General features: G+C 72.1%; 21 protein-coding genes. 7 read left to right on the forward strand and 14 right to left on the reverse strand.

Features of this window, described 5'->3' with window-relative positions:
* Positions 1-538: 538 nt before the first annotated feature.
* The 3 genes from KBC94_RS19330 to KBC94_RS19340 all read right to left on the reverse strand — a co-directional run bounded on the left by KBC94_RS19330 (position 539) and on the right by KBC94_RS19340 (position 2,079).
* Positions 539-1,393, reverse strand: coding sequence for an alpha/beta hydrolase (locus KBC94_RS19330; RefSeq protein WP_294373736.1), 855 nt, complete (start codon positions 1,391-1,393; stop codon positions 539-541).
* Between the two features lie 99 nt (positions 1,394-1,492).
* Complete coding sequence (locus KBC94_RS19335; protein WP_017760462.1) at positions 1,493-1,690, reverse strand: DUF2892 domain-containing protein; 198 nt, start codon at positions 1,688-1,690, stop codon at positions 1,493-1,495.
* Positions 1,691-1,731: 41 nt separating this feature from the next.
* A complete protein-coding gene (locus tag KBC94_RS19340; protein WP_294373746.1) occupies positions 1,732-2,079 on the reverse strand; it encodes a carboxymuconolactone decarboxylase family protein in 348 nt (115 codons plus the stop codon).
* A gap of 118 nt (positions 2,080-2,197) precedes the next feature.
* Between KBC94_RS19340 and KBC94_RS19345 the strand changes: the two genes are divergently transcribed.
* Positions 2,198-2,509 carry a metalloregulator ArsR/SmtB family transcription factor gene (locus KBC94_RS19345; RefSeq protein ID WP_294373749.1) on the forward strand — a complete coding sequence of 104 codons (312 nt, stop codon included), beginning with the start codon at positions 2,198-2,200 and terminating at the stop codon, positions 2,507-2,509.
* A 5-nt stretch (positions 2,510-2,514) separates the two neighbouring features.
* Here KBC94_RS19345 and KBC94_RS19350 read toward each other — a convergent pair whose 3' ends face one another.
* A complete protein-coding gene (locus tag KBC94_RS19350; RefSeq protein WP_294373750.1) occupies positions 2,515-3,414 on the reverse strand; it encodes a LysR family transcriptional regulator in 900 nt (299 codons plus the stop codon).
* 127 nt (positions 3,415-3,541) lie between these two features.
* Between KBC94_RS19350 and KBC94_RS19355 the strand changes: the two genes are divergently transcribed.
* Entirely contained in the window at positions 3,542-4,801 is a 1,260-nt protein-coding gene (locus KBC94_RS19355) for an alpha-hydroxy acid oxidase (RefSeq protein WP_294373753.1), read from the forward strand.
* Here the strand turns inward: KBC94_RS19355 and KBC94_RS19360 are convergent.
* The 5 genes from KBC94_RS19360 to KBC94_RS19380 all read right to left on the reverse strand — a co-directional run bounded on the left by KBC94_RS19360 (position 4,773) and on the right by KBC94_RS19380 (position 12,283).
* Positions 4,773-6,881 (reverse strand): hybrid sensor histidine kinase/response regulator, encoded by a 2,109-nt coding sequence (locus KBC94_RS19360; RefSeq protein ID WP_294373755.1) that lies wholly within the window; start codon positions 6,879-6,881, stop codon positions 4,773-4,775. The genes KBC94_RS19355 and KBC94_RS19360 overlap by 29 nt on opposite strands.
* 153 nt (positions 6,882-7,034) lie before the next feature.
* A complete protein-coding gene (locus KBC94_RS19365; protein ID WP_294373759.1) occupies positions 7,035-7,664 on the reverse strand; it encodes a DUF2894 domain-containing protein in 630 nt (209 codons plus the stop codon).
* Positions 7,665-7,672: 8 nt separating this feature from the next.
* Positions 7,673-8,332 carry an OmpA family protein gene (locus KBC94_RS19370; protein ID WP_294374154.1) on the reverse strand — a complete coding sequence of 220 codons (660 nt, stop codon included), beginning with the start codon at positions 8,330-8,332 and terminating at the stop codon, positions 7,673-7,675.
* Between the two features lie 214 nt (positions 8,333-8,546).
* The gene (locus KBC94_RS19375; protein WP_294373762.1) at positions 8,547-11,555 is read right to left on the reverse strand and encodes a DUF802 domain-containing protein; all 3,009 of its coding nucleotides are present in this window, start codon (positions 11,553-11,555) and stop codon (positions 8,547-8,549) included.
* Positions 11,552-12,283 carry a DUF3348 family protein gene (locus KBC94_RS19380; protein WP_294373765.1) on the reverse strand — a complete coding sequence of 244 codons (732 nt, stop codon included), beginning with the start codon at positions 12,281-12,283 and terminating at the stop codon, positions 11,552-11,554. The genes KBC94_RS19375 and KBC94_RS19380 overlap by 4 nt, the downstream gene beginning before the upstream one ends.
* 145 nt (positions 12,284-12,428) lie before the next feature.
* Between KBC94_RS19380 and KBC94_RS19385 the strand changes: the two genes are divergently transcribed.
* From KBC94_RS19385 to KBC94_RS19405, 5 genes are read left to right on the forward strand one after another with little or no spacing between them, the layout of a single operon-like run.
* A complete protein-coding gene (locus KBC94_RS19385; RefSeq protein ID WP_294373768.1) occupies positions 12,429-14,030 on the forward strand; it encodes an efflux transporter outer membrane subunit in 1,602 nt (533 codons plus the stop codon).
* A gap of 21 nt (positions 14,031-14,051) precedes the next feature.
* The gene (locus KBC94_RS19390) at positions 14,052-15,290 is read left to right on the forward strand and encodes an efflux RND transporter periplasmic adaptor subunit (protein ID WP_294373771.1); all 1,239 of its coding nucleotides are present in this window, start codon (positions 14,052-14,054) and stop codon (positions 15,288-15,290) included.
* Entirely contained in the window at positions 15,287-18,463 is a 3,177-nt protein-coding gene (locus KBC94_RS19395) for an efflux RND transporter permease subunit (RefSeq protein WP_294373773.1), read from the forward strand. The genes KBC94_RS19390 and KBC94_RS19395 overlap by 4 nt, the downstream gene beginning before the upstream one ends.
* The gene (locus KBC94_RS19400; RefSeq protein ID WP_114804383.1) at positions 18,463-19,161 is read left to right on the forward strand and encodes a heavy metal response regulator transcription factor; all 699 of its coding nucleotides are present in this window, start codon (positions 18,463-18,465) and stop codon (positions 19,159-19,161) included. Before KBC94_RS19395 ends, KBC94_RS19400 begins: the two co-directional genes overlap by 1 nt.
* Before the next feature lie 4 nt (positions 19,162-19,165).
* Positions 19,166-20,536: a heavy metal sensor histidine kinase gene (locus KBC94_RS19405; RefSeq protein ID WP_114804361.1), complete on the forward strand. Its 1,371-nt coding sequence runs from the start codon at positions 19,166-19,168 to the stop codon at positions 20,534-20,536.
* Positions 20,537-20,752: 216 nt separating this feature from the next.
* On the opposite strand, the gene KBC94_RS19410 is transcribed toward KBC94_RS19405, so the two are convergent.
* The 5 genes from KBC94_RS19410 to KBC94_RS19430 all read right to left on the reverse strand — a co-directional run bounded on the left by KBC94_RS19410 (position 20,753) and on the right by KBC94_RS19430 (position 26,210).
* A complete protein-coding gene (locus tag KBC94_RS19410) occupies positions 20,753-22,000 on the reverse strand; it encodes a porin (protein ID WP_294373776.1) in 1,248 nt (415 codons plus the stop codon).
* A 213-nt stretch (positions 22,001-22,213) separates the two neighbouring features.
* Positions 22,214-22,849, reverse strand: coding sequence for a class I SAM-dependent methyltransferase (locus tag KBC94_RS19415; RefSeq protein WP_294373779.1), 636 nt, complete (start codon positions 22,847-22,849; stop codon positions 22,214-22,216).
* A 132-nt stretch (positions 22,850-22,981) separates the two neighbouring features.
* Positions 22,982-24,409, reverse strand: coding sequence for a carboxylesterase family protein (locus KBC94_RS19420; protein WP_294373781.1), 1,428 nt, complete (start codon positions 24,407-24,409; stop codon positions 22,982-22,984).
* A gap of 58 nt (positions 24,410-24,467) precedes the next feature.
* Positions 24,468-25,460, reverse strand: coding sequence for a tripartite tricarboxylate transporter substrate binding protein (locus KBC94_RS19425; RefSeq protein ID WP_294373783.1), 993 nt, complete (start codon positions 25,458-25,460; stop codon positions 24,468-24,470).
* Positions 25,461-25,520: 60 nt separating this feature from the next.
* Positions 25,521-26,210, reverse strand: a complete 690-nt coding sequence (locus KBC94_RS19430; protein ID WP_294373784.1) for a TetR/AcrR family transcriptional regulator — start codon at positions 26,208-26,210, stop codon at positions 25,521-25,523.
* Positions 26,211-26,260: the final 50 nt, after the last annotated feature.

The following is a 26,260-nucleotide window of genomic DNA, read 5'->3' on the forward strand; positions in this document are numbered from 1 at the left end:
CCCCGCACTTCGACCTGGACCTGCACCCTGTGCCTGTGCCTGTGCCTGTGCCTGTGCCTGTGCCTTCACCCTGCGCCGAAGCAGGCTCACTTGCCTTCCTGGCTGGACTCCTTCCCCCGCTGGGGGAAGGCAGGGATGGGGGCAGTGCGCCACCGTGGTTGCATTCCGCACAACTCCGGCCCCTTGGATGCCCAACGTCCGCCTCCACGCGTCGGCGCCGGGCCCAGGGCGCGCGGACGATTTCGGGGTCGGCGAGGAGCGCAGGGTGGACGGGCTGCAGGCCTGCCGGAGGACAGGCCTGCTTCGTGAACTGACTCGCGGCAGTTGTTTGAGCGCAGCGCGAAGCGCGTAGCGAGTTCTGCCGCGGCCCGTTCATCCGAGCACCGCAGCGGAGTCGGCCCACAGGGCCGACCGACCCCGTATGAGCCCGCGCGCCCTGGGCCCGGCGACGGCGCGCACCCCAGCGACAAGCAAGGCCCCAAACGCCAAAAAGGCCCAAGACCTGAAGAAACCTGGGCTCCAGGGCCTTCAACCCACCCTACCCCCCGATCGTCCGATCCAGGAAGCCCACGATCCGCGCCGTCACCTCATCGCGGTTCGTCTCGTTCAGCAATTCGTGCCGGGCCTGCGGATACAGCGTCAGTTCCACATCCTTGACACCCGCATCGCGGTAGCGCTGCGCCACCACTTCAAGGGCCGCCCCGCCGCCCGCGATGGGATCGGCATCGCCCGAGAGGATCAGGATCGGCAGATCGGACCGGATACCGGCCAGCACCGCCGGGTCCGCGGCGCGGGCCAGCGTCTCGATGCCGGTGAAGGGCTCCGGAACGAAGCCACAGGCCGGGTCGGCGCAGTAGCGGTCCACCTCGGCCGCATCGCGGCTCAGCCATTCGAAGCCGGTGCGGTGCTCGAAGCCCTGGTTCAGCGAACTCAGGTCCACGGGCCCCGGCGCGGTCATCATGGCCACGATGCCCGAGACCTCGGTCGAGCCCAGCAGGACCGCCGCCTCCACGTCCCGCGAATGGTCGAGCAGGAACTGCTGCGTGGCGAAGGAGCCCATGCTGTGGCCGATGAGCGCCAGCGGCAGGCCGGGATGGTCCTGGCGGATGCGGTGGTTGAGTTGCAGCAGGTCGTCCACCCAGCCCGGCCAGCCGTCGCGGCCCCAATGGCCATATCGGCCCTGCGCCGTGCGGCCCGATCCGCGGCCATCGGGCGCATAGACCAGGTAGCCCGCGGTGGCCAGCGCCTCGCCGAAGCGGCGGTAGCGCCCGCCGTGCTCGCCCAGCCCATGCTGGACCTGGACGATGCCGCGCGGCGCGCCCTCGGGCGACCAGCGCCAGGCCTGGATGCGGATGCCGTCGCGCGAGTTGAACTCGATGCTGTCTTCTGTCATGGAACGTCTCCTGGATGAGGGCAACGAACCATTCTAGGAAGCGACCCCGGCCGGGCCGGACGCGCCGGCGTCAGCGCGCCGAGCGCGCGCCGGCCGCCCTCAGCGCGACGAATTGGCCGGACAGGTGCGCAGGCCGAGCAGCGTGTAGGCCGGGCAGAAGCGCAGCAGCCCCGTGGCCAGCGGCACCAGGCCGATCCAGCCCCAGGCACCGATCACACCGGCCAGTGCCAGGCCGATGAGCACGAGGCCTGCCACGATCCGCAGCACGCGGTCCAGGGTTCCGACATTGGGGGTCATGAGTGCTCCTCGATGAGTGAGATGGACAAGGGCGCCGCCACTCAGGCGGACGCCGCAGAGAACTGGCGGAAGGCTTCCACGGCACTGGCGGCGTACATCGCGGACGGCCCGCCGCCCATGTAGATGGCCACGCCCAGCGCCTCGTGCACCTCGGCCTCGGTCGCGCCCAGCCGGGCCAGCGCCTTGGTGTGGAAGCCGATGCAGCCCTCGCAGTGGGCCGCGACGCCCGCGGCCAGCGCGATCAGCTCCTTGGTCTTGGCACTGAGCGCGCCCTCGGCCATGGCGGCCTTGCCCATGTCGGCGAAGCCCTTCATCACGCCGGGCACGGTCTGCCGCAAGGGCACGAGTTGCGCGGAGATGTCGTGGGTGATCTGTCGGTAGTCGGTCATGGCGGATTCCTGCTCGGCAGGGCCGGCCACGAAGCCGCGACACTCGACCCAGCACAAGGCCATCATATTAGGAAGACCTAATATTCAACCAACGCCGGCCAGCGCGTTTGCACCATCCATGACCCACATCAACCCCGAGCACGCCCTGCTCCAGGAAGGCGCCCAGCAGGCCGCCGCCTTCCTGCGTGCGCTGGGCAACGAATCCCGTCTGCTGGTGCTGTGCCTGCTGGGCAAGCACGGCGAGCTGTCGGTGGGCGCGCTGCAGGCGGAGGTGGGCCTCGGCCAGTCGGCGCTGTCGCAGCACCTGGCCCGCCTGCGCGAGGACGGCCTGGTCGCCAGCCGGCGCGAGGGCCAGACGGTGTACTACCGCATCGACGATCCCAGGGCCGGCCGCATGATCGACCTGCTGGCCGAGCTGTTCTGCCCCTGAGATTCTCAGAAGAAGGGCCCGGGCACGTCGAAGTCCGCCGTCTCCAGGCAGGCCTCCCGCAGCGCCGCCACCAGGGGCCGCGGATCGTCGTGGCGGAAGTGGAAGCCGTAGTCCAGCGTCGCCAGCGGCTCCGTGGCGGCCAGGCGGCAGAGCACGCCGCGCTGCACCAGTCCGTCGGCCAGCCCGCGCGGCAGCATGCCGATGCCCTGCCCCGCCGCCAGCAGGCTGGCCACCGCGCCCCACTGGCTGCAGCTCAGCACCGCGCGCGGCCGGGCACCGGCGCGGGCCATCCAGCCGTCCTGCAACTGCGTGACGCCCGAGCCGCGCGGCAGCGCGACCAGCGTGTGGCGCGACAAGGACTCGGCATCCAGCCGTTCGACGCCGGCCGCCAGCGCGGCCGAGGCGCACCAGACGAAGGCCGCCTGCCCGAGAGGCACGGCGCTCAAGGTCGGCCGCGAGGCGGCGCCCGAGATCACTGCGGCGTCCAGCTCGGCCTGCGCGACACGCCGCGCCAAGTGCGCGCCGATGTCCACCTCGATGCGCAGCTCCAGCGCCGGATGACGCGCGCGCAGCCAGGCCACGGCGCGCGCCAGCCAGGTCATGGACGCGAGTTCGCCCGTGCCCAGGTGCGCGGTACCGCCCAGCGCCGCGCCGGGCCCCACGGCCATCCGGGCCTGCTCGGCACGCTGCAGCAGGTCGGCCGCCAGCGGCAGCAGGCGCTGGCCGGCCTCGGTGAGCCGGGCGCGATGGCCCGCGCGGTCGAACAGCGGCGCGCCCAGGGCCGAGTCCAGTTCGGCCAGCCGCTTGGAGAGCGACGACACGCTCAGGTGCAGCCGCTCGGCCGCCAGCGCAAAGCTGGCGCAGGTCGCGGCCCAGTAGAAGGCTTCCAGTTGCTTGAGCGTCACTTGTTCGATTTCAGTGGAATGGACTGCGCCGGATTATTCGCTTTCACTCACTCGCAGGACTGCCTAAAGTCCCACCTCATCGCCCGCCCGCCGATCCGGCGCAGGCCGACAGCTTCACCCTCTGCCCATGACCCAGCCCTCGACACCCGCCGCCGACGCCGGCCCCGCCCCACCGCCCGCCCCCGCCCATGACCCCTGGCGCGCCTTCAGCGGCGGCGCCGCGCGCGGCCCGCTGGCAGAGGTGCTGGCCCTCGACGACTTCCAGCGCCTGGCCGCGCGCCGCCTGCCGCGCGCCATCTACGGCTACGTGGCCGGTGCCGCGGAGACCAACAGCAGCCTGGACGACAACCGCCGCGCCTTCGCCGAATGGGGCTTCGTGCCGCGCGTGCTGGCCAACGTGTCGCAGCGCGACCTGGGCACGGAGCTCTTCGGCCGCCGCTACGCCGCGCCCTTCGGCATCGCGCCGATGGGCATCGCCGCGCTCTCGGCCTACCGCGGCGACGAGCTCATGGCGAGCGCCGCCGCACGCGCCGGCATCCCCTACGTACTGAGCGGCAGCTCGCTCACGCCCATGGAAAAGGTCATCGCAGCCGGCCCCGGCAGCTGGTTCCAGGCCTACCTGCCGGGCCAGCCCGAGCGCATCGACGCCCTGCTCGACCGCGTGGAGCGCGCCGGCTTCGAGACGCTGGTGATCACCGCCGACGTGCCCGTGGCCGGCAACCGCGAGAACAACATCCGCGCCGGCTTCTCCACCCCGCTACGCCCCGGCCTGCGCCTGGCCTGGGACGGGTTCACCCACCCATGCTGGACGCTGGGCACGCTGCTGCGCACGCTGGCCGACGGCATGCCGCACTTCGAGAATTCCTTTGCCGAGCGCGGCGCGCCGGTCATCTCCCGCAACGTGGAGCGCGACTTCTCCAAGCGCGACCATTTCGACTGGGCGCACATCGCACGCATCCGCCGCCGCTGGCGCGGACCGCTGGTGGTCAAGGGGCTGGTGTCGCCCCAGGACGCCGCGCTGGCCCGCCAGCATGGCGCCGACGGCATCGTGCTCTCCAACCACGGCGGGCGGCAGCTCGACGGGGCCGTCTCGGCCCTGCGCACCCTGCCGGCCGTGATGGACGTGGCCGGCGATATGGCGGTGATGATGGACGGCGGCATCCGCCGCGGCAGCGACGTGCTCAAGGCCCTCGCGCTGGGCGCGCGCTTCGTGTGGGTGGGCCGACCCTTCAACTTCGCGGCGGCGGTGGCGGGCGAGGCGGGCGTGGCCCATGCCATTCAGCTGCTGTCGGCCGAAGTGGACCGCAACCTCGCCATGCTCGGCGTGACGCGGCCGGGTCAGCTCTCGCGCGACTTCCTCATGCCGCGGGGTCCGCTGCCGGTGTGATGGGCCAGGCCTGCTGCAGGCGCCGCAGCTCGCTGGTGAGCTGGTGCACCGAAAAGGGCTTGGTCAGCACCGCCATGCCCGGCTCCAGCTGGCCGTCCCTGAGCAGCGCGTTTTCCGCATAGCCAGTGATGAAGAGCACCGGCAACGCCGGTCGCAGGCTGCGCGCCGCGTCGGCCAGTTGCCGCCCGTTCATGCCACCCGGCAGGCCCACGTCGGTGATCAGCAGGCGCACCTCGGGCGAATCGCGCAGCATCGCCATGCCGGCCAACGAGTCGGCGGCCTCCAGCACCCGGCAGCCCAGGTCGCGCAGCGTCTCGGCGACGATCTGGCGCACGGCCTCCTCGTCCTCCACCACCAGCACGGGCCAGTCGGCCTGCGCCGCCATGTCGGGCTCGGCCTGCATGCCGTTCGATGCCGCGGGTACCGCGCCCTCGAGCGCGCGGGGCAGGTGGATCGACACCACCGTGCCCTGCCCCACCTCGGATGCGATGCGCACCTGCCCGCCAGACTGGCGCGCGAAGCCGTAGATCATCGACAGCCCCAGCCCCGTGCCCTGTCCCAGCGGCTTGGTGGTGAAGAAGGGATCGAAGGCCTTGCCCAGCACGTTCGCCGGCATGCCCACGCCGTTGTCGGTCACGCGCAACAGCAGGTAGTCGCCCTCGGGCAGGTCGTGGGCGCGGGCGGCGGCGCCGGCCATGTGGACATTGAGCGTCTCGATCAGCACCTGCCCGCCATCGGGCATGGCGTCGCGGGCATTGATGCACAGGTTGAGCAGCGCGTTCTCCAGTTGAGACGGATCGACCAGCGCCGGCCAGGGGGCCGGCTCGGCATGCGTGACGATGTGCACCTGCGGGCCCACAGTGCGCTGGATGAGCTCGACCATGCCGGCCGCCAGCTCGTCCACCTGCGTGGGCCGCGGCGCCAGCGTCTGCCGGCGCGAGAAGGCCAGCAGCCGGTGCGTGAGCGCGGCTGCGCGGCGCGTGGCGTCCTGCGCCGTGCGGATGTAGCGGGCCAGGTGCTCGGGCTGGTTCTGCCGCAGCCGAATGTCCATCAGCTCCAGCGCGCCGGAGACGGCCGCCAGCATGTTGTTGAAGTCGTGCGCCAGGCCGCCGGTGAGCTGGCCGATGGCTTCCATCTTGCGGGCCTGGTGCAGCGCCTCCTCGGCGGCCTCCAGCTCGCGGGTGCGTTCGCTCACGGCGTCCTGCAGGGCGTCGCGGGAGCGGCTCAGCATCTCGCGCGCGTCGATGATGGCGTCCATCTCGGTGCAGATGCCCACCCAGGCCATGGCGCTGTCGGCCTCTCCCGCCACGGGGTGCGCGCGTGACAGCCACCAGCGGTAGCCCTCGCGGGGGCTGCGCATGCGGAACTCCGCCTCGTAGGGCATGCGGGCCTTCACCGCGCGCTGCCAGGCGCCGGCCAGCGCCGGCAGGTCGTCCGGATGCACGAAGTCGCCCCAGCCTTCGTCCAGGAAGCGCTCGCGCGGCTGGCCGCTGAAGGCCGTCCAGCGCGGGCTGACGTAGCGCACCAGCCCGGCCCGGTCGGCCGTCCAGACGAAGCCGGGCAGCTCGTCGAGGATGCGTCGCTGCTGCTCGGCCTCGGCCGCCAGTTGCTGCTGGGCCAGCACACGGGCCGTGGTCTCGGTGGTGAAGCAGAACACGCCGCGCACCAAGTCGCCGTCGTAGATGGGCGAGTACGAGTACGACCACCAGGTCTGCTCCTCGCGGCCATAGCGCGCCATGGTGATCGGCACATCGACGAAGCGGCTGGCCTGGCCGGCCAGCGCCTGCTCCAGCGGGCCACGCACGGCCTCCCAGGCGTCGGACCACAGCACGGGCAGCGACTGGCCCAGCGCGCCATCCAGCCGCGGCCCCAGGATCGGCCGGTAGGCGTCGTTGAAGAAGAAGGTCAGCGCGTCGCCCCAGACCAGGTACATGCTCTCGGGCGAATTGAGCATGAGCCCGAGCGCATTGCGCAGCGCGCCCGGCCATTGCTCCGCGGGCCCGAGCGGCGTCGCGGCCCAGTCATGGGCCCGCACCGCCGCGCCCATGGCGCCGCCGTCGACAGGAAGGGGGGAATTCATCTGCGCTGTGCTTCAGTCAGGCCGGGCGACCGGCGCGGGGGACGGCCATCGCCGCGATGGCCCGAAGCATTGTCGCGAACTGTGAATGCAGCCTTGCCGAATGCCCCTGTGCTGCCGGCAGGCCGCAGGGCCGCCGGCCGGGCCGCAGCACATTCAACGGCCCCGCGCCGACTTGCGGCGCGGCGTCGCGGCGCGCAACTCGCCCTTGACGGGCGGCGGCGGGGGCGGCGACTGCAGCTGCTCGATGGACAGCAACGCATCCACGTGGCCGACGAAATGCTCCAGGTAGCCCGGCGACAGCTGCTGCATCAGCGCCAGCGCCCGGTGGACCAGGTGGTGCGAGTTGAGCGGCCCCGCCTGCGCCGGCACCTGCGCGGTGGCCTCCCGCAGCCGCTGCTGCGCCGACAGGCGCGACCACGTCCCGCGGAAGCGCCGCAGCGCCTTGAGCTCCGGCGGCCGGGATTGCCCCTCGGCCGTCGCCAGCAGCGGTGGCCCATCCTCGGGGGCGCTGCGGCCACGCTGCGCCAGGGCATCGGCCAGCTGGCCGAGGGCGCCGCGCGTCGCCGTCGCCGGCGCTTCGCTGGCCTGACCCGGCCGCGCAGCCAGGCCGGCGGCATAGCGATCGAGGGCTGCCTCCAACCGGGGCATGAGCAGGTGCTGGATCCGCTGCGGCTGCCCGACGGTGCGCCGCGCCAGCGCTTCCATCGCGAGGAATGCGGCGGGATCGGCCCGGTCCGCCCCGGCATCGCGCCAGGCGGCGAGGCGCGCCTGCAGTGCGGTCATCGCACTCATCAGGGCTTGGCCGCGGCCTTGCCGGCCTCGGTGCGGGCGGGCCGCGGCATGGGCGCCATCTCCACGCGGCGGTTGCGGGCGCGGCCGTCGGCGTCGGCATTGGAGGCGACGGCCTGCTGCGAACCGAAGGCCGCGGCGAACACGGCATCGGCCGGAATGCCCTCATCGATCAGCGCGCGGGTCACGGTCAGCGCCCGCTGGGCGGACAGCTCCCAGTTGTCGGCGAAGCGGCGACTGTCGCCGCGCACCTGCCGGTCATCGGTGAAGCCGCTGACCATCAGAATCTCGCCGCGCTCGCGCAGGTAGCGGCCCAGCGGCCCGGCCAGGGTCTTGAGCAGCTGGCGGCCCTCGGGCTGCAGCTCATCGGAAGCGAAGGCGAAGAGCACGCTGCCGCTGATCCCGATGCGCCCATCCGCCAGCGTCACGCGGCCGGCGGCCAGCGGGCCGGCGAGGGCCTGCTCCAGCGTCTGCAGCCTGCGGGCGGCCTGCTCGCGCTGCTGCACCTCGGCCTTGAGGCGATCGGCCAGCTCCATCTGCATGCCCAGCGCCGCGACGAGGATGAGCGCGAAGGCGCCCAGCACGCCGGCCATCAGGTCGCCGAAGACGGCCCAGACCGGCACCGCCGGCTCGGCGCCGCCGTCGACGAGGTCGTCGTTCAGGGCTTCCATGGTGCGGCTCCGCCGGATGCGCCTTGCTCCTTCCCCCCCTTGGGGAGGGCTGGGGCGCCGGATGCGCCTTGCTCCCTCCCCCCCTGGGGGAGGGCTGGGGTGGGGGCCTGCGGCGCCTCGATCAGCGCCTGCGTCATGCTGGCCCCCATCCCTGCCTTCCCCCAGAGGGGGAAGGAGTTCCAACGCGACTCTCGCGCGGCGCCGGTCACGCGGCGGCCTCCACCCCGCGCTGGGCGGCCAGGTGCTGCAGATCGTCGATGATCTGCTTCTGCGCGCCGATGCTCAGCTCGATCACCTCGCGGGCCTGGGCCACGTAGTAGTCCAGCTGCTCGTCGCTGCGGGCCAGGGACTTGGTCAGCGCCGTCTCGATGCCCTTGAGCTGCGTCAGCAGCTCGCCGTTGGCCTGGCCGAAGAGCTGCACGGCGCCGCCGAAGGCCTCGCCCAGGCTGGCCACTTCGACCGCGCTGGCGCCCAGCTGCGTGCCGGCCTCGTCCAGGCGCGCGGCCTGGGCGTCCAGCGCCTGGCCGAAGCGCTCGACCTGCGCCTGCAGGGTCTCGCCGAACTGGCCGCTGGCGCGCTCCATCAGGCCGGCGGTGGTGTCCACCAGCGCATCGATGGCGCCGCGCTGCTCGGTGGCCTGGCGGTTGAGCGCCTCCAGCAGCGTGCCCAGGGTCTGCATCAGGCGCTCGCGTTCCTCCAGCGTGGCCTGGTCGCGGGCCATGCTGTCGCTGATGCGCTCGCGCAGCTCGCCCATGACCTCGGCCGCGGCGCGGGGTGCTTCGGCGGCGGCCTGCACCAGTTGGCCGATCTCGGCCAGGGTGCGCCGGGCCTGCGCCTCCATCTGTGTGCTCATGTCGGTGGCGGTGCGGGCCAGGGCGGCGCCGGCTTCGCGCAACTGGCCGGTGGCGTGCTCGCCGGCCGCCTCCCACTGCGTGCGCAGGGTGGCGACGGTGGTTTCGAGGGCGCCGGTCCAGGCCGCCTGACGCTCGGCCTCCTGCGCGGCGCGCTGCTCGATCTGCGCCAGGGTGCGCTCGGCCTGGGCCTGGGCGGTGCTGCCGATGTCGATGGCGGCCTGGCGCAGCTGCTCGCCCACCTGCTGCCATTGGCCCACGGCCTCGCCGGTGGCGCGCTGCAGGCCTTCGGCCACCTGTCCGGTGGCCTGCTGCAACTGGCCGGCGGCCTGGCTGCTGGCCAGGGCCAGGGCCTCGGCGGCGCCGGTGCTGGCGCGTTCGAGCTGACCGGCGATCTGGCCGCTGGCACGCTCCAGTTCGGCGGAGGCGGCGCGGCCGGCCTGCAGCCACTGGTCGGCGGCGGCACTGCCGGTCTGCTGCCACTGCTCGCGCAGGTTGGCCGCCATGGTCTCCAGGGCGGCCGTCCATTGCTGGAGGCGGCCGTCGTCCAGCGCGGCGCGGCGTTCCATCTCGGCCAGGGTGCGGCGGGCCTGCGCCTCGGCATGGCCCCCCACCTCGGCGGCGGTGTGGCGCAGGGCGTCGCCCAACTGCTGCCACTGGCCGGCGGATTCGGCGCCGGCAGCACGCCATTCCTCGCGCAGGGCGGTGGCGGTGGTCTCGAGCGCGGCGCGCCAGTCGGCCAGACGGCTTTCGTCGGCGGCGGCGCGGCGGTCCAGATCGGCCAGCAGGCGCTGGGCCTGGGCTTCGGCACCGGCGGTGATGTCGCGCACGCTGCGCGACAGGGTCTCGCCGACGGACTGCCATTCGCCGGTGGCCTGGGCCCCGGCCTGCTGCCACTGCTGGCGCAGTTCCTCGGCCAGGCTGCGCAGCGCACCGGTCCAGGCGGCCAGGCGGGTGTCGTCGTGGGCGGCAAGGCGGGTCTGCAGCTCGGTGTGGGCGGCTGCGACGCCTTCGCGCAGGGCGGCGGCCTGGCCGACGAAGCCTTCGGCGGCGCGCTGCAGGGCGGCCTCGTGGCGCACGGCCATCTGCTCGGCACCGGCGGCCTGCTGCGACAAGGTCTCGGCCCATCGCTGGCCGAGGGTTTCGGACTGGCGGTCCAGGTGGGCCGCCAGGTCATCGGCCAGCGCCAGACTGTGCTGCTGCGTGTGCTGGGTGAAGCGGGCCAGCGCCTCGTCCAGGGCCGCATCGCGCTGCTCGGCATGACCGGAGAAACGGGCCAGCGCCTCGTCGAAGGCGCGGCTGCCGGCGGTCTGCGCCGCCTGCTGCTCGGCCAGGGCATTGCGCCACAGGCCGGCGACCTCGGTGGTGGCCTGGCCGAAGCGCTCGGCCACGCCGTCGAGCTGGCGGCGCACCTGCTCGGCCATGGCGGCCTGCAGGCGGCCGCTTTCCTGGGCCAGGCCGGCCAGCGTGGCCTCGATGGCGGGCTGGATGGCGGCGCCGCTCAGGCGCGCGCCCTCGGCCACGCTTTCCTTGAGGCTGCGCTCGACCGAGGCGGCCAGCGCGACATAGGCCGATTCGGCCTGGGTGTGGAAGCGGGCCTGATCGGCGGTGAGCCGCTCGTTCAGGGCCTGCTGCTGGCGCTCCAGCGCCTCCATGCTGGCCTGCAGCCGCTCGACCAGCGTGGGCAGCAGGCCGGCCTGCTGTTCCATCAGCTTGAACGAGGCTTCGCGGTGGTGCGTGGCCGAGAAAGCGCGCAGCGGGCCGGCGATGGCGGCGTCCAGCTGCTGGCCCACCTGCACCCGCTCGCGGCGGGCCAGGGCCGACATCAGGCCCAGCGCCGCCGAGGCGGCCACGCCGGCCACCGAGGTGCCGAAGGCCAGGCCCAGGCCACGCACCGGGGCCGACAGCGCGTCGCGGATGCCCTGCAGCTCGGTCGCCCCAGTCAGTGCGGCGCCGGTGCCGTCCAGGGTGACGACCATGCCCATGAAGGTGCCCAGCATGCCCAGCAGCACCAGCAGGCCGGTGATGTAGGGCGCGAGCGCAGGGCCGGGCAAGGCGACGCGGCCGCCTTCGATGCGCTGGCGCACAGCGCCCTGCAGCGCCGGCTCGACCGGGACCAGCCAGGCATGGCGGGCATCGGCCGGGGCGCTGCCGAGGCTGTCGAGCGCGCGGGCCAGTGCGCGGGTCGCGCGGTCGAAGCGCAGCAGCTCCACGCCACCCACCAGATAGAACACACCGATCAGCACCATCACCGCCAGCGCGAGCGGCTGGCGGCCCAGGTAGCCGGCGCCCACCCACAGCACGGCGGCCAGTCCGGCCGCGAACACCGCCCCTTGCAGGGCCTTGGCAATCAGTCTCGTCATTCGTCCTTGTTTCCTGGTGTGGCCACCGTCGGCGCGGCGGCGCCCGGTGGCCGGAGGGCTTCGAGCAGGGCCAGCGCGGGCTGCATCCGCAGCTCCAGCTCGGCCAGCAGCACGGTGTGCAGGTCCTGGCGGAAGGGTTCCTGCCAGCTTTCGTCCTCGGGCCCATGCGCCTCGGCGAGGCGGCGGAAGTGCTTCTCGAGCATCGGCGCCACGCCGGCCATGAGCCGGTCCTCATGCGGGCCCAGGGTCTGGGCCATCACGGCATCGACGGCGGCCAGCCGCGCCAGTTCGGGCGAGCGGGCCGCCACCACGGCACGCAGCCGCTCGCGCAGCAGGCCAATGGCCATCTCCATCGCCTGCTGGCGCGCCAGGTAGCGCTGCCGATAGGGCGAGAAGCCGATGCCCTGCTCGAAGGTGGAGCGGCCGGCGGCGGCGGCCTCCTTGGCATGGCCGTGAGCCAGCACGGCGCGCACGCGCTCGACCTCGGCCTGCTCCTGCGGCCAGGGATCGTCGGTGGTGGAAGGGGCGCCGGCAGCGCTCGGGGCCGGCAGCGGCCGTTCCAGGGCCGCTGACAGCGAGATGGCATCCGTCCAGCCGAGCCAGTGGCTCAGGCGGTCGGCGAAGGCGTCTCTGGAATCCCGGACCTGCGCCCGCGGACCGGCAAGGCCGGCCAGCAGTCGCACAAGCGCCGCACCGGTCAGGCCCGTGCGCACGGTGGTGAGCGCCATGGGGGTTGCCGGGTCGAAAAACCGCGCAGTCTACACCGGGGGTGCGTGGGCTCCAGCCGCGCCACCTGACAGCTTTGTCATCTTGCCGTCAGCGAGGCGTCGGCCCCCGGCGCCCACAGTGGCGGCCGTGTCTGCCCTGCTGCCCATGCCTTCCTCCGACCACGACCGCTTCCCGCGCCGCGAGCGCCCTGCCCTTGCACGGCGGCGCTCGCCCAAGCTCCCGCTTACCGCCCTGTGCGCCGCCCTGCTGATGGCGGGCTGCGCCGTTGGTCCCGACTACCAGCCGCCGCCCGTGCCCAGTGGCGCCAGCCAGGCCGCCTTCAAGGAAGACGGACCCTGGCGCCCCGCGGCGCCGAAAGCGGCCGATGCCGAGTCCCCGTGGTGGAGCCAGTTCGGCGATCCGCAACTGGACGCGCTGGTCGCCCAGGCCATGACGGCCAGCCCCACGCTGGCCCAGGCCTCGGCCACCTACCGCCAGGCGCAGGCGCTGGTCGACGGCGCCTCGGCCGGCTTCTTCCCGACCGTGGGCGCGAGCGCCTCGGGCGGGCGCGGGCGCAGCAAGAGCAGCGGCACCTCGGTGCTGGGCGACACCCATGCCTGGTCGCTGCAGGCGGCCTGGGAGCCGGACTTCTTCGGCAAGGTGAGCCGCGGCGCCGAAGCGGCGGCCGACAGCGCCCAGGCCAGCGCCGCCGACTTGGCCGCGGCCCGGCTCGCGCTGCAGGCGGCCGTGGTCAACGACTACATCCAACTGCGCCTGGACGACCGCCAGAAGGCGCTCTACGTGCGCACCGTGGCGGGCTACCGCGATTCGCTGCGGCTGGCGCAGGCGCAGTACCGCGCCGGCACCGCATTGCGCTCGGACGTGGCGCTGGCCGAAAGCAACCTGGCCTCGGCCGAGGCCCAGGCCATCGACATCGACCTGACCCGCCGCCAGCTGGAGCACGCCCTGGCGGTGCTGCTGGGCAGGACACCCGGCGAGTTCTCGCTGCCGCCGCTGACCGAGGAGGCGTCCTCGCCCCTCGCCCTGCCGGTGACGCCGCCCGGCCTGCCCTCGCAGCTGCTGGAGCGCCGCCCCGACATCGCGGGCGCCGAGCGCCGCGTGGCGGCCGCCAATGCGCAGATCGGCGTGGCGACGGCTGCCTACTACCCCGACTTCACGCTCAGCGCCAGCGGGGGCTTCTCGGGCGCCGGCCTCACGGCCTGGGCCCGCACGCCCGACAAGGTGTGGGCGCTGGGCTTCGCCCTGGCGGCGTCGATCTACGACGGCGGCGCCCGCAGCGCCAAGGTGGCCCAGGCGCGCGCCGCCTTCGACGGTGCCGCCGCCGGCTACCGGCAGACGGTGCTGGCCGCCTTCCAGGACGTGGAGGACAACCTGGCCGCCCTGCGCGAGCTGGCCCGCGAGCGCGAGGCCCAGAACCGCGCCGTGACGGCCGCCCGCGACTCCCTGCGTGTGGTGCTGAGCCAGTACCGCGCCGGCACCGCCAACTACACCACCGTCGTCACCACCCAGGCGCTGGCGCTGACGGCCGAGCGCAGCGCGCTGCAGCTCGAAGGCCGGCAGTACGCCGCCAGCGTGGCGCTGGTCAAGGCGCTGGGCGGCGGTTGGGGCACGGGCCAGTTGCCCGCCATTCCCCACGCCAGCGACGCGGCCGACGCCACGCCCGCCACCGCGCCTGTGGCGACGCCCACGGCGGCGTCCGCCCCCTCCGCCGAAATCGCTGCCTCCGCCAGGCCCGCCACGCGCTGATCCGTCTCTCCGTCGAACGCCATGTCCCTGCCCCATCGCACCCCCCTCGTCTCCCGCCGCGGCCGCACGGCCGGCGCGGCGGTCGCCACCGTCGCCCTGCTGATCGCCGCCTGGCATCCCGGCCTGCACCGTGACGCGCACGCCGCCGAGCCCGCCAAGGCCCCACCCGCCGTGCCGGTGCGCCTGGCCACGGTCCAGCGCAGGGACGTGCCCCTGGCCATGACCGGCATGGGCAGCGTGCTGCCCATGGCCTCGGTCACCGTCCGCACCCGGGTGGACGGCCAGTTGGAGGCCGTCAACTTCAAGGAAGGCCAGGACGTGAAGGCCGGCCAGGTGCTGGCGCGGCTCGATGCCCGCGCCCTGCAGGCGGCCCTGGCCCAGGCCCAGGGCACGCTGGCGCGCGACAACGCGCAGCTGACCAATGCCCGCGCCGACCTGCAGCGCTATACGGAGCTGCAGCAGCAGGACGCCGCCACCCGCCAGCAGCTGGACACCCAGGCCGCCCTGGTGCGCCAGCTCACCGCTACCGTGCAGAGCGACACCGCCGCCGTCTCGGCCGCGCAGGTGCAGCTGAGCTACGCCACGCTCGCCGCGCCGCTGTCGGGCCGCATCGGCGCCCGGCTGGTGGACCCCGGCAACATCGTCCACGCCACCGACGCGGCCGGTCTGCTGGTCATCAACCAGATCGATCCCATCGCCGTGCAGTTCACCCTGCCCGAAAGCGCCTTCCAGGCCATCAACACGGCCCTGCACGGACCGGCGCCGCTGCAGGTGCAGGCCATCGACCGCGCTACCCATGAGGTGCTGGCCACCGGCGAGCTCACGCTGCTGAACAACCAGATCGACGTCACCACCGGCACCATCGCCATGAAGGGCCGCTTCGCCAACCCCGACCACAAGCTGTGGCCGGGGCAGTCGGTGGATGCCCGGCTCGTCCTGGGCCAGCGGCGCGATGCGCTGACCGTGCCCGTCTCCGCCGTGCAGCGCGGCCCCAACGGGCTGTTCAGCTACGTGGTCGATGCCGACAACAAGGCGCGCGTGCAACCCATCGAGGTGGGCAGCAGCGAGGGCAACACCGCCGTGGTGACGAAGGGCCTCAAAGCGGGCGACCGCGTGGTGACCGACGGCCAGTTCCGCCTGGCGCCCGGCACCGCTGTGCGCGAGGCCAGAGAAGGCGGCGAGGGCAAGGGCGCCGCCCCGGGCGCCGACAAGCCTGCCGGCGCCAAGGCCGCCAACGGCCCACAGGGAGCCGCCTCGTGAGCATTTCCGCCGCCTTCATCCGCCGGCCCATCGGCACCTCGCTGCTGGCGGTGGCGCTGCTGCTGATCGGCCTGGTCGCGTGGCCGATGCTGCCGGTGGCGCCGCTGCCGCAGGTGGACTTTCCCACGCTGCAGGTCACCGGCCGCCTGCCGGGCGCCAGTCCGGAGACCATGGCTTCGAACGTGGCGCAGCCGCTGGAGCGGCAGTTCTCGTTGATCCCCGGCCTGTCGCAGATGACCTCGACCAGCTCGCTGGGCCTGACGCAGATCACGCTGCAGTTCGACCTGGACCGCAACATCGACGGTGCGGCGCTGGACGTGCAGACCGCCATCAACTCGGCCACCGGCCAACTGCCCAAGAACCTGCCCAGCCCGCCGAGCTTCCGCAAGATCAACCCGGCCGACGCGCCGGTGCTGATCCTGGCGGTGCAGTCGCAGGTGCTGCCGATGACGCAGGTGGACGACTATGCCGAGAACATCCTCGCGCAGCAGATCTCGCGCATCGAGGGCGTGGGCCTCGTCAACGTGTTCGGCCAGCAGAAGCCGGCGGTGCGCATCCAGGTCGACCCGGCCAGGATCAAGGGCCTGGGCCTGAGCCTGGAGGACATCCGCGGCGTGATCGCCAACACCACGGTGAGTGCGCCCACCGGCACGCTGGACGGCGCCTCGCAGGCCATGAACGTCTACACCAACGACCAACTGCTCAAGGCCGCGCCGTGGAACGACATGGTGCTGGCGTATCGCAATGGCGCGCCCATCCGCGTGCGCGACGTGGGCGTGGCCGTGGATGGCCCGGAAAACGCCAAGATCGCCGCCTGGGCCTTCCCCGGCAAGGCCGAGCCCGAGGGCAGCCACATCGAGCCGGGCCAGGCCATCTCGCTGGCCATCACCAAGATGCCGGGCGCCAACGTGATCGACACGGTGGACCGCATCTTCGCGGCCCTGCCCAAGCTCAAGGCCTCGATCCCGCCCAGCGTGACGGTCAGCACCATCATCGACCGCACGCAGACCATCCGCGCCTCGGTCAAGGACGTGGAGTTCACGCTCGTGCTGTCGGTGGCGCTGGTGGTGGCGGTGATCTTCGTCTTCCTGCGCAGCCTGACCGTCACGCTGATCCCCAGCGTGACCGTGCCGCTGGCCCTGCTGGGCACGGCGGCCGTCATGTACGTGCTGGGCTATTCGCTGGACAACCTGTCGCTCATGGCGCTGACCATCGCGGTGGGCTTCGTGGTGGACGACGCCATCGTGATGCTGGAGAACATCTACCGCCACATCGAGGACGGCATGCCGCCGATGCAGGCGGCGCTGCAGGGCGCGCAGGAGATCGGCTTCACCATCGTGTCGATCTCGGTGTCGCTGGTGGCGGTGTTCATTCCGCTGCTGCTGATGGGTGGCATCGTGGGCAGGCTGTTCCGCGAGTTTGCGGTGACAGTGACGCTGACCATCGCCGTGTCGGTGGTGGTATCGCTCACGCTCACGCCCATGCTGTGCGCCAAGTTCCTGAAGAACCCGCATGGCGACGGCACGCATGCCGCACCGAAGCACGGCAAGCTCTTCGACCTGTTCGAGCGCGGCTTCGAGGCCATGATCGGCGGCTACCGCCGTGCGCTGGAAGTGGTGCTGCGCCATCCCTTCATCACGCTGATGAGCTTCATCGCGACGGTGGCGGCCACGGTGGCGCTGTTCATCGTGATCCCCAAGGGCTTCTTCCCGCAGCAGGACACGGGCTACATCTTCGGCACCGCGGTGGCAGGGCAGGACTCCTCGTCCGAGGCCATGCACGGGCGCATGCTGGCCCTGGCCGACATCGTGCGGCAGGACCCGGACGTCACCGCCTTCGGCCTGCAGGCCGGTGCCAGCACCTTCAACTCGGGCAACTTCTTCATCGGCCTCAAGCCCAAGGAAGACGGCCGCACCGAGACCGCCGATGAGATCATCGGCCGCCTTCGGCCCAAGCTGGCGCGCGTGCCCGGCATCACGCTCTACATGCAGGCCGGGCAGGACATCAACGTCGGCGGCCGGCTGGCGCGCACGCAGTACCAGTACACGCTCACCGACACCGACCTGGGCGAGCTCGACACCTGGACGCAGCGCATCACCCAGCGGCTGCAGCAGCTGCCCGCCCTGACCGACGTGAGCTCCGACCAGCAGAACGCCGCGCCCATGGCCAGCCTGACCATCGACCGCCAGCGCGCCTCCAGCTATGGCATCACGCCGGCACTGATCGACGCCACCCTGTACGACGCCATCGGCCAGCGCCAGGTGGCGCAGTACTTCACCCAGCTCAACAGCTACAACGTGGTGCTGGAAGTGACGCCTGCACTGCAGCAGGACCCGAGCCTGTTCGACCGGCTGTTCATCACCTCGCCCATCAACGGCCAGCAGATCCCGCTGTCCACCTTCGTGAAGCTGGACACCACCCGCACCAGCTACCTGGCCGTGAACCACCAGGGCCAGTTCCCGGCGGCGACCATCTCCTTCAACCTCAAGCCCGGCTTCGCGCTCGGCCAGGCGGTCGAGCAGATCCAGCAGGCGCAGGCCGAGATGGGCGTGCCGCCCACGCTCACCGGCAGCTTCCAGGGCACGGCGCAGGCCTTCAGCGCATCGCTGCGCACGCAGCCCTACCTGATCCTGGCGGCGCTGATCGCGGTGTACATCGTGCTGGGCCTGCTGTACGAGAGCTACATCCACCCGCTCACCATCCTCTCCACCCTGCCCTCGGCCGGCGTGGGGGCGCTGCTGATCCTGATGGCGGGCGGCTACGATCTGAGCGTGATCGCACTCATCGGCATCATCCTGCTCATCGGCATCGTCAAGAAGAACGGCATCATGATGGTGGACTTCGCCCTGCATGCCGAGCGCGACCGCGGCATGAGCCCGCGCGACGCCATCTTCGAGGCCTGCGTGCTGCGCTTCCGCCCCATCATGATGACCACCATGTGCGCCCTGCTCTCGGGCCTGCCGCTGATGCTGGGCCACGGCGCCGGCTCCGAGCTGCGCCGGCCGCTGGGCTATGCCATGGTGGGCGGGCTGCTGCTGTCGCAGGTGCTCACGCTCTTCACCACGCCGGTGGTCTACCTCTACCTCGACCGCGCCCACCACTGGTACATGCGCCGCAAGGCCGCGGGTGCCGCACGCGCCGCCACGCCGCGGCTGGAGGCCGCCCAGCCATGATGCGGGTGCTGATCGTCGAGGACGAGCGCAAGACGGCCGACTACCTCAGCCAGGGCCTGACCGAGCAGGGCTGCACGGTGGACGTCGCCTACGACGGCATCGACGGCCAGCACCTGGCGCTGCACCACGACTTCGACGTCATCGTGCTCGACGCCATGCTCCCGGGCCTGGACGGCTTCGAGGTGTTGCGCTCGCTGCGCGCCGTCAAGGGCACGCCGGTCATCATGCTCACCGCCCGCGACGGCGTGGAAGACCGGGTGCGGGGCCTGCAGGGCGGCGCGGACGACTACCTCGTCAAGCCCTTCTCGTTCATCGAGCTGCAGGCCCGGCTGCAGGCGCTCACGCGCCGCGGCCGCGCGCAGGAGCCCACGCTGCTGCGCGTGGGCGATCTGCAGATCGACCTGATCAGCCGCCGCGCCCTGCGCGCCGGTCAGCGCATCGACCTCACGGCCAAGGAATTCGCACTGCTCACCCTGCTGGCCCGCCGCCAGGGCGACATCCTGTCCAAGACCGCCATCGCCGAGCAGGTGTGGGACATGAACTTCGACAGCAACACCAATGTGGTCGAGGTGGCCATCAAGCGCCTGCGCGGCAAGATCGACCTGCCCTTCGCCCAAGCGCTGCTGCACACGGTGCGCGGCATGGGCTATGTGCTGGAAGAGCGCGCGCCGGGCACTGCCGGCGGCGACGACGACTGAGGGCATGCGCCGCGGCTCCATCGCCCTGCGTCTGGCGCTGATGTTCACCGCCGTGGCGGTGTTCATCTTCGCGTTGCTGGGTGTGGCGCTGTTGCAGGTGTTGCGGCACGAGCTGCGGCGCCACGAGCGCGAAGAGGTGCAGAGCCGCCTGGAGGATGTGCGCTACATGCTGGAGCATGGCCGCTCGTCGCAACTGGGCCTGCGTGTCCGCGAGAAGATCTCCGCGCTCGAAAGCCGCAACGGCGAGGTGCGCTACTGGATGTGGAGCGAGGCGCCCGGCTTCCGCTGGGCCGACGGCGCCCAGGCCATGGCGGATGCGCTGCACGAGGAGGACGGGGTGGTCGAGCTGCCCCTCGGCCCCAACGGCCGGCCCATGGCGCTGATGTCGGCACGGCTGCCGGCCAACGACGTGCGGCCCGAGGTTCAGCTCATCGCCGGCGTGAGCGGTGCCGCGCCGCGCCAGACCCTGCACACCTTCGAGGCCGCCATGGCCCTGCTGGCGCTGACCGGCGCGGGCGTGGCTGCACTGATGGGCTATTGGGTCGCTCGTGTCGGCCTGCGCCCGCTGCAGCGCCTGTCGGCCGAGGCCCAGGGCATCGGCCCGGACAACCGCGGCCAGCGGCTGCAGTTGCCCGCCCTGCCCATCGAGCTGACGGACATGGGCCAGTCCTTCAACGCCGCGCTGGACCGGCTGGACGGCGCCTACCGCCAGCTGGAGACCTTCAACGCCGACGTGGCCCACGAGTTGCGCACGCCGCTGGCCAACCTGATCGGCCAGACCCAGGTGACGCTGGCACGCGAGCGCGACGCCGCCGCGCTGCGCGAGGTGCTGCAGTCCAACCTGGAGGAGCTGGAGCGGCTGCGCTCCATCGTGGCCGACATGCTCTTCCTGGCCCGCGCCGAACAGGGCGAGCGCGCCCGGCGCCTGGTCGACGCGCCGCTGGCGCTGGAAGTGGCCAAAACGGTGGAGTTCTTCGACGTGCTGCTGGACGAGGCCGGCCTGCGCGTGGACGTGCAGGGCGACGCCATCGCACCCATCGAGACCGCCCTCTTCCGCCGCGCGCTGAGCAACCTGCTGCACAACGCCATCCAGCACTCTTCGGGCGGCGACGTGATCGGCGTACGCATCGAGCCGCTGGCCGGTGGCGCGCGCGTCAGCGTGAGCAACCCCAGCGCGCCCCTGGCGCCCGAGGCGCTCGCACGGCTGTTCGATCGCTTCTACCGCGGCGACAGCTCCCGGCCCAACAGCGGCGAGAACCACGGGCTGGGCCTGTCCATCGTGCGCGCGGTGGCGGCCATGCATGGCGGGCAGGTGTTCGCGCAGTGGGCCGATGGCGAGATCACCGTAGGCTTCACCGTGGCGCCCCGACGATGAAAAAGGCCCGCACGCAGGCGGGCTGAAGTGAACCTGCAGGAGGTCCTTGGAGTCTTGCGGCGCGGGCGTGGACAACAGCCCATGCCCGGCGGGAGACACCCCTCATCGGCAGGCAGGCCGCCGTGAAGGATGGTGGCAGGCCCTGCGGCCCGCCCCCCGGGCGTCGCGGTCGAATGCGCCAGCAGACCGCGGCACCCGGGGCGGCTTGCGTCAGGCTCAGAAGGAGTGACGCACGCCGAACTCGTAGCCGGTCGAGCTCTTGGCCTGGTAGCCCACGCCGGTCAGGCCGGCCGGGATGGTGGGCGCCACGAAGGCGGGGCCGCCGACCGTGACGTTGGCGCCGTTCTTGTTCGTCACGCGCGAGACGGTGGCGTACAGGGCGGTGCGCTTGGACAGGTTGTGCTGGTAGCCCAGGGCGAACTTGTTGGCTTCGCGCTTCTCGGGCTGGAACAGCGCCACGCTGTCGTTGTCGTAGCGCACGTTGGCATACGACGCGCGGATGATGCCGGCGCCCACGGGCACGCTCACGCCCAGAAGGTAGCCCTGCGTCTTCACCGTGGGGCGCACGGTCAGCACGCCGGCCACGTAGTCGCGGGCCAGCAGTTCGCGGTCCAGCTCGCGGCGCGAATACTCGCCAAAGAGCTTGGCGACGCCGAAGTCCCAGGTGGCGCCGAGGCTGAAGATCTTGTCCTTGAAGCGGCGGTCGGTCAGCGCGCTGATCGTGTCCTTGCCCTTGTTGGCGCCGTCCACGTTGTCGAGCTGGCCATAGGCCAGGGCCACGTCCAGCGGGCCGTTGGCGTAGCCGACGCGGGCGCCGGCGTAGCGGCCTTCGTCGGAGTCGCGCTGGTTCAGGCCCAGGGGAGAGATGCTGGCGCGCTCGGACATGCCATACATCACGTTGCCATACACGCCAGCCAGGCCGGCAGGCAGGTAGTACTGCAACGCATTGCTGACGCGGCCGTGGCTGTAGGCCGAGGCGATCAGCGAGCCGCCGACGCCGGTGGCGCCGAAGGGATCGAAGGTGTCGTCGTTGACCTTGGCCGGCGAGTTGTCGCGACCCAGGCGCACTTCACCGAAGCTGCCGGCCAGGCTCACGGTGGAGCGGCGCTGGAAGTTCAGCGCGCCACTGGCAGCGCCGGTGCCGTCGTCGTTGTTGAGGGCACCTTCGAGCCAGAAGCTGGCGCTCAGGCCGTTGCCCAGGTCCTCGACGCCCCGGAAGCCCAGGCGGCTGGAGCTCAGGCCCGAATTGCGCAGCTCGGTGCGGCTGGCCTCGACCGACTGCGGCAGCAGGGCGAGCGAAGGGTTGACCAGCGTGGCCAGCGTGGGGTTGGTCAGGACCAGCTCGCCCTTGTTGCTGGTATGGCTGACGGCGGCGTCGAGCACACCGAACAGGGTGACCGTCGACTGCGCGGACGCGGCGCCACACACCACCATGGCGGCCAGTGCCGCGAGACTCTTTTTCATGCGTTGAACTCCAGATGAAGCGTTTTGCTTCTCTTGACGGAAGCGGTTGGAAGCGCCCAGAAGGCCTGGGCTGAACGCGAGTCTGCAACGCCAAAAAGTCTCCCAAATTACATGGTATTAACCCTTAATTTCGACGCCTTTTTCGTGAATTCATCGCCTTTTCACTCGTGTCTGACAGCAAGCTGACCAAAGGTCAGGCAGGCCGCCCGGGCGTCACGCGCGCAGCGAATAGGACAGCGCCCAGAAGTGCTGCCACACGCGGTATTCACTGATGCGTGCGTAGGGCGCTACGGCCGACAGCAACGCGTCGCGGCTGGGAAAGTTCTTGAGCACGCGATGCACGGAGCCATCGGCCAGTCGCCGCAGCTGCCAGGTGTTGCCGCCACAGTCCTGCTCGGCGATGGGCGTGCTGCTGCCGGGAACGAAAAGGTTGTCGATGAACACCACCTGCGCGCCGGGCTTCAGCACGCGGTGCAGCCCCTGCAGGAAGGCGTCGATGCGGTCCAGCGGAATGTGCGACCACCAGAAGCCGGCGAAGGCAGCATCGAAGGCGTGCGCCGCCACCGGCAGCGCATAGGCGTCGCCCTGCAACCAGCGCACAGGGGCATCGGGCAACCGGCGCTCGGCGATGCGCAGCGTCTCCACCGCGCCATCGAGCGCCACCACCCCGGCCGTCGCCGCTGCGTAGAACTGCGTCCAGTAGCCCGTGCCGCAGGCCACCTCCAGAACGTGGCGGCCGGCGAGCACGCCGGGCAGCCAGGCTTCCATCTCCCGAAGGTCGGCCTGCCGTTCGGGCTTGGCGTAGATGCGGTCGTATTCCGCGGCGCGGGCGGCGTAGTAGTCCTGCATGGCGTTGTCTCCGGGGATCGCGAAGCGCCACGCCCGCAAGACGCGGCGGCGCATTGTGCGGCGCCCTGGCTGACGGCTGGCCTCGACGAAAGTGCCGGAAGCTTGCCGACGCCGTCGCTCGAACGCCGTCGCTCAGGGCGCCGCCACGGCCTCGCGCGCGCCGAAGAGCTTCACGCAAGGCAGCTCCGGCCTGTGCGCGGCCCAGCCCGGATCGCCGGTCTTCGCAAAGCGCACCCAGGCCTGCTGCATCTGCTGCGACAACGCACGCGGGGGCGAGGTGCCCGCCAGCTCGCGCGCCGCCGCGTTGTCGACGTTGCCGAACACGAAGGGCAACTCGACGCCGTGCGCCGCGCCCAGGTGCCCGTCGAAGCCGGGCGACGGCCAGACGAAGCGGTAGCGATGGGCCGAGGCTGCGCGCGTGGCCGCCAGGTGTGCGAGCGCCGCCGCGGGCGCGGCGTAGTGGTAGTCGGACTGCAGGGCGCACAGGCGCTCGCCGGAGGTGCTTGCCTGCGCCACGGGAAGCGCCACGCCGGCGCTGCGGGCGAAGTCCTCCACATCGGCCTCGGTGATGCGCGCCAGCCCGCCGCCGGGCACGTGGTACAGCCGCATCTCGTCGGCGTTGTGGCCCACCAGCAGTTGCAAGGACGAGGGTTGCTGCCACGCCGTCTGCAAGGCCTGCAGGGGTGGCGCCACCAGCATCCGGCCGTCGAGCACCGGCCGCAGCGGAAAGAGATGGCGGCTCGCCAGCCCCATCGTGCGGCGCAGACCGGCATCCTGCGTCAGCCGCTGCACTGCGCGCAGCAGCGGGGCCAGCGGCGCCTGGGCCAGGGCCGCCCGATCGGGCACCACGCCGGCCAGCTCGCCGATGGCCGCAAGGGCGGCCTGGGCCTCTTCCACCGTCTGGCAAGCCACGCTGGGACTTTGCAGGATGACGCGCTGGAACAGCCCGCGGGCCTCGGGCAGGCCCATCAGGCAGGCAATGGCCCCCGCCCCCGCCGATTGGCCGAAGGCGGTGACCCGCGCTGCATCGCCGCCCCAGGCGCCGATGTGGTCCTGCACCCAGCGCAGGGCCATCAGCTGGTCGAGCAAGCCGCGGTTGGGCGGCGCATCCGGCAGGTGCGCGAAGCCGTCGACGCCCAGTCGGTACTGGATGGAGACGAACACCACGCCCTGCCGCGCAAAGGCCGCGCCGTCGTACAGCGGCTCGGACGCGCTGCCGCGCACGAAGCCGCCACCGTGCACCCAGACCATGACGGGCAGGCGCGCGTCGGCCGGCGCGTCGGGCGCCCAGACGTTGAGCGACAGTGCATCCTCGCCGCCCACCGGATCGGCGTCGGGCGCGGCATGGCGCGGCCAGTGGGGAAAGGCGGGGCCGAAGTCGAGCGCCTCGCGCACGCCCTGCCACGGCGCAGCGGCAACGGGTGGCGCGAAGCGACGCGTGCCGAAGGGCGGCAGCGCGTAGCGGATGCCCTTGAAGACGCGAAGCCCGGCCTCCCGCCAGCCCCGAAGACGACCGCCGTGCGAGAGCTGCACTTCGGGCGCGCCGCGCGCGTCAGTCACGCTCGCCATTGCGCAGGGCGCTCGGGCCTCGTGCCAGTCTTGCGACGCGGTCCTTCGCTCATTCGGTGGCCAAGCCCAGCTTGTCGATGAGCGGCCGCCACACCGCGGCGTCGCGCGCAGCCCAGGCGCGCACATCGGCCGGCTTGGAGGCCGTGAGCGTCACGCTCATCGTCTCCAGTCGCTGGAGGTACTGGGCATTGCTGCGGCAGCCCTCGCTGACCGCATTGAGCCGCGCCAGCAGTTGCGGCGGCGTGCCGGCCTTGGCCACGATGGCGATCCACGAGGGCCGAGCCAGGTCGGCAGCGGCGGGCAGCAGCTCGGCGATGGTGGGGACGTCCGGCATCAGCGCGGAGCGCTGGTTGTCGAAGACCGCCAGCGCCACCAGCTTGCCGGCCTTGACCTGGGGAGCCGCGGTGCCGCCGACCAGCGTCATGGCCTGGATCTGATGGCCCATCAGCGCTGCCATGCCTGCGCCCTCGCCCACGAAGGGCACATGGGTGCCGGCCACGCCCAGCCTGTCGAGCAGGGCCGTGGTCAGCAGGTGCGCGGGGCTGCCCTTGCCCGGCGAGCCGAAGTTCAGCCCACCGGGCGTGGCCGCCGCCAGCTTCTGCAGGTCCGCCAGCCGAGCCACGCCCTCGCCAGCGGGCACCGTCAGCACCAGGGGCGAGGTGCCCAGCACGGCCACGCCGTCGAAGTCGGTCGACGGGTCGTAGGGATGCTGGCGATAGGTGTAGGGCGTGATGCTCATCTGCGACATGCCGATGCTCATCAACGTGTACCCGTCGGCCGCCTGGCCCTTGAGCGCGCTGACAGCCAGGATGCCGTTGGCGCCCGGCCGGTTCTGCACCACGACGGGCTGGCCCAGCGCCTGCGCCGCGCAGTCGGCCCAGACCCGCGTCATCGCATCGGACCCGCTGCCCGGCGGCTGCTGGGCGATCAGCTGGATGGGCTTGGTGGGATAGGCGGGCGCCTGCGCGCTGGCCGCTGCGGCAACGAAGAGCGAGCCGAGGCCCGCCAGGGCGGCAAGCCGCCGGCGAAGGGAAATCGTCATGGTGTCTCCTGAGGTCTTGTGAGGGATCGGGGAAAGCAGCGGGCGTACGGCGTCGAGGGATCAACCGGGGGGCGCGCGACGGCGGGCGGGCTTGGCCCTGCGCGAAGGTGGCTCGGCGGCCGGTGCCGCGCACCGCGCCGCGATCAGTTCCGCCAGCAACGCGAGCTGGGCCGAGGCGGAGGCAGAAGGCTGCGTGCGGCCGTGGCCCTCGAAGAGCTGCAGCAGGCCCAGCCCGCGCAGCGTCGAGAACACGAGGCCCAGCAGCGCCTCGCGGTCAGGCTGCGCCGCCAACTCCGGAAAGGTGGCGAAGAAGCCCTGCGACAGCTGCGCATCGAGCGCATCGCGCTGCCGGGCAATGTGGTCCAGCACCTCGGGCTGGCCGCGCGAGCCCAGGTAGATGTTCCAGGCCACCAGGAAGCGCGGCTGGGCATAGACCAAGGTATGGAGCGTCTGCAGGAAGCGCGCGGCGCGCTCCTGCGCGCCCAGCGCGACAGGCGGCCAGAACTCGCCGGCGTCGATGTGGCTGCGCAGCAGCTCGTCGAGCACCTGCATCATCAGCACGGCCTTGGACTCGAAGTGGTGCTGCACGGCGCCAGAGGTGAGCCCCGCGCTGCGGGCCAGCGCGTGGATGGACATCTGCCCGAAGCCCTGCTGCCCGATCAGGTCGATGGCTGTGCTGATGAGGTGCTGGCGCGTCTGCGCGCTGCGCTCGGCATGGGAGCGGCGGCCGGGGCGTGAGGATGCGGTCATGGGAGCGCCTTCGGATGGGACAGTCGCACAAACGCCGCGGAGGGCGGCCA

Origin of the sequence: Pseudacidovorax sp. (assembly GCF_017991995.1) — a bacterium.
Taxonomy (GTDB): domain Bacteria; phylum Pseudomonadota; class Gammaproteobacteria; order Burkholderiales; family Burkholderiaceae_C; genus Xenophilus.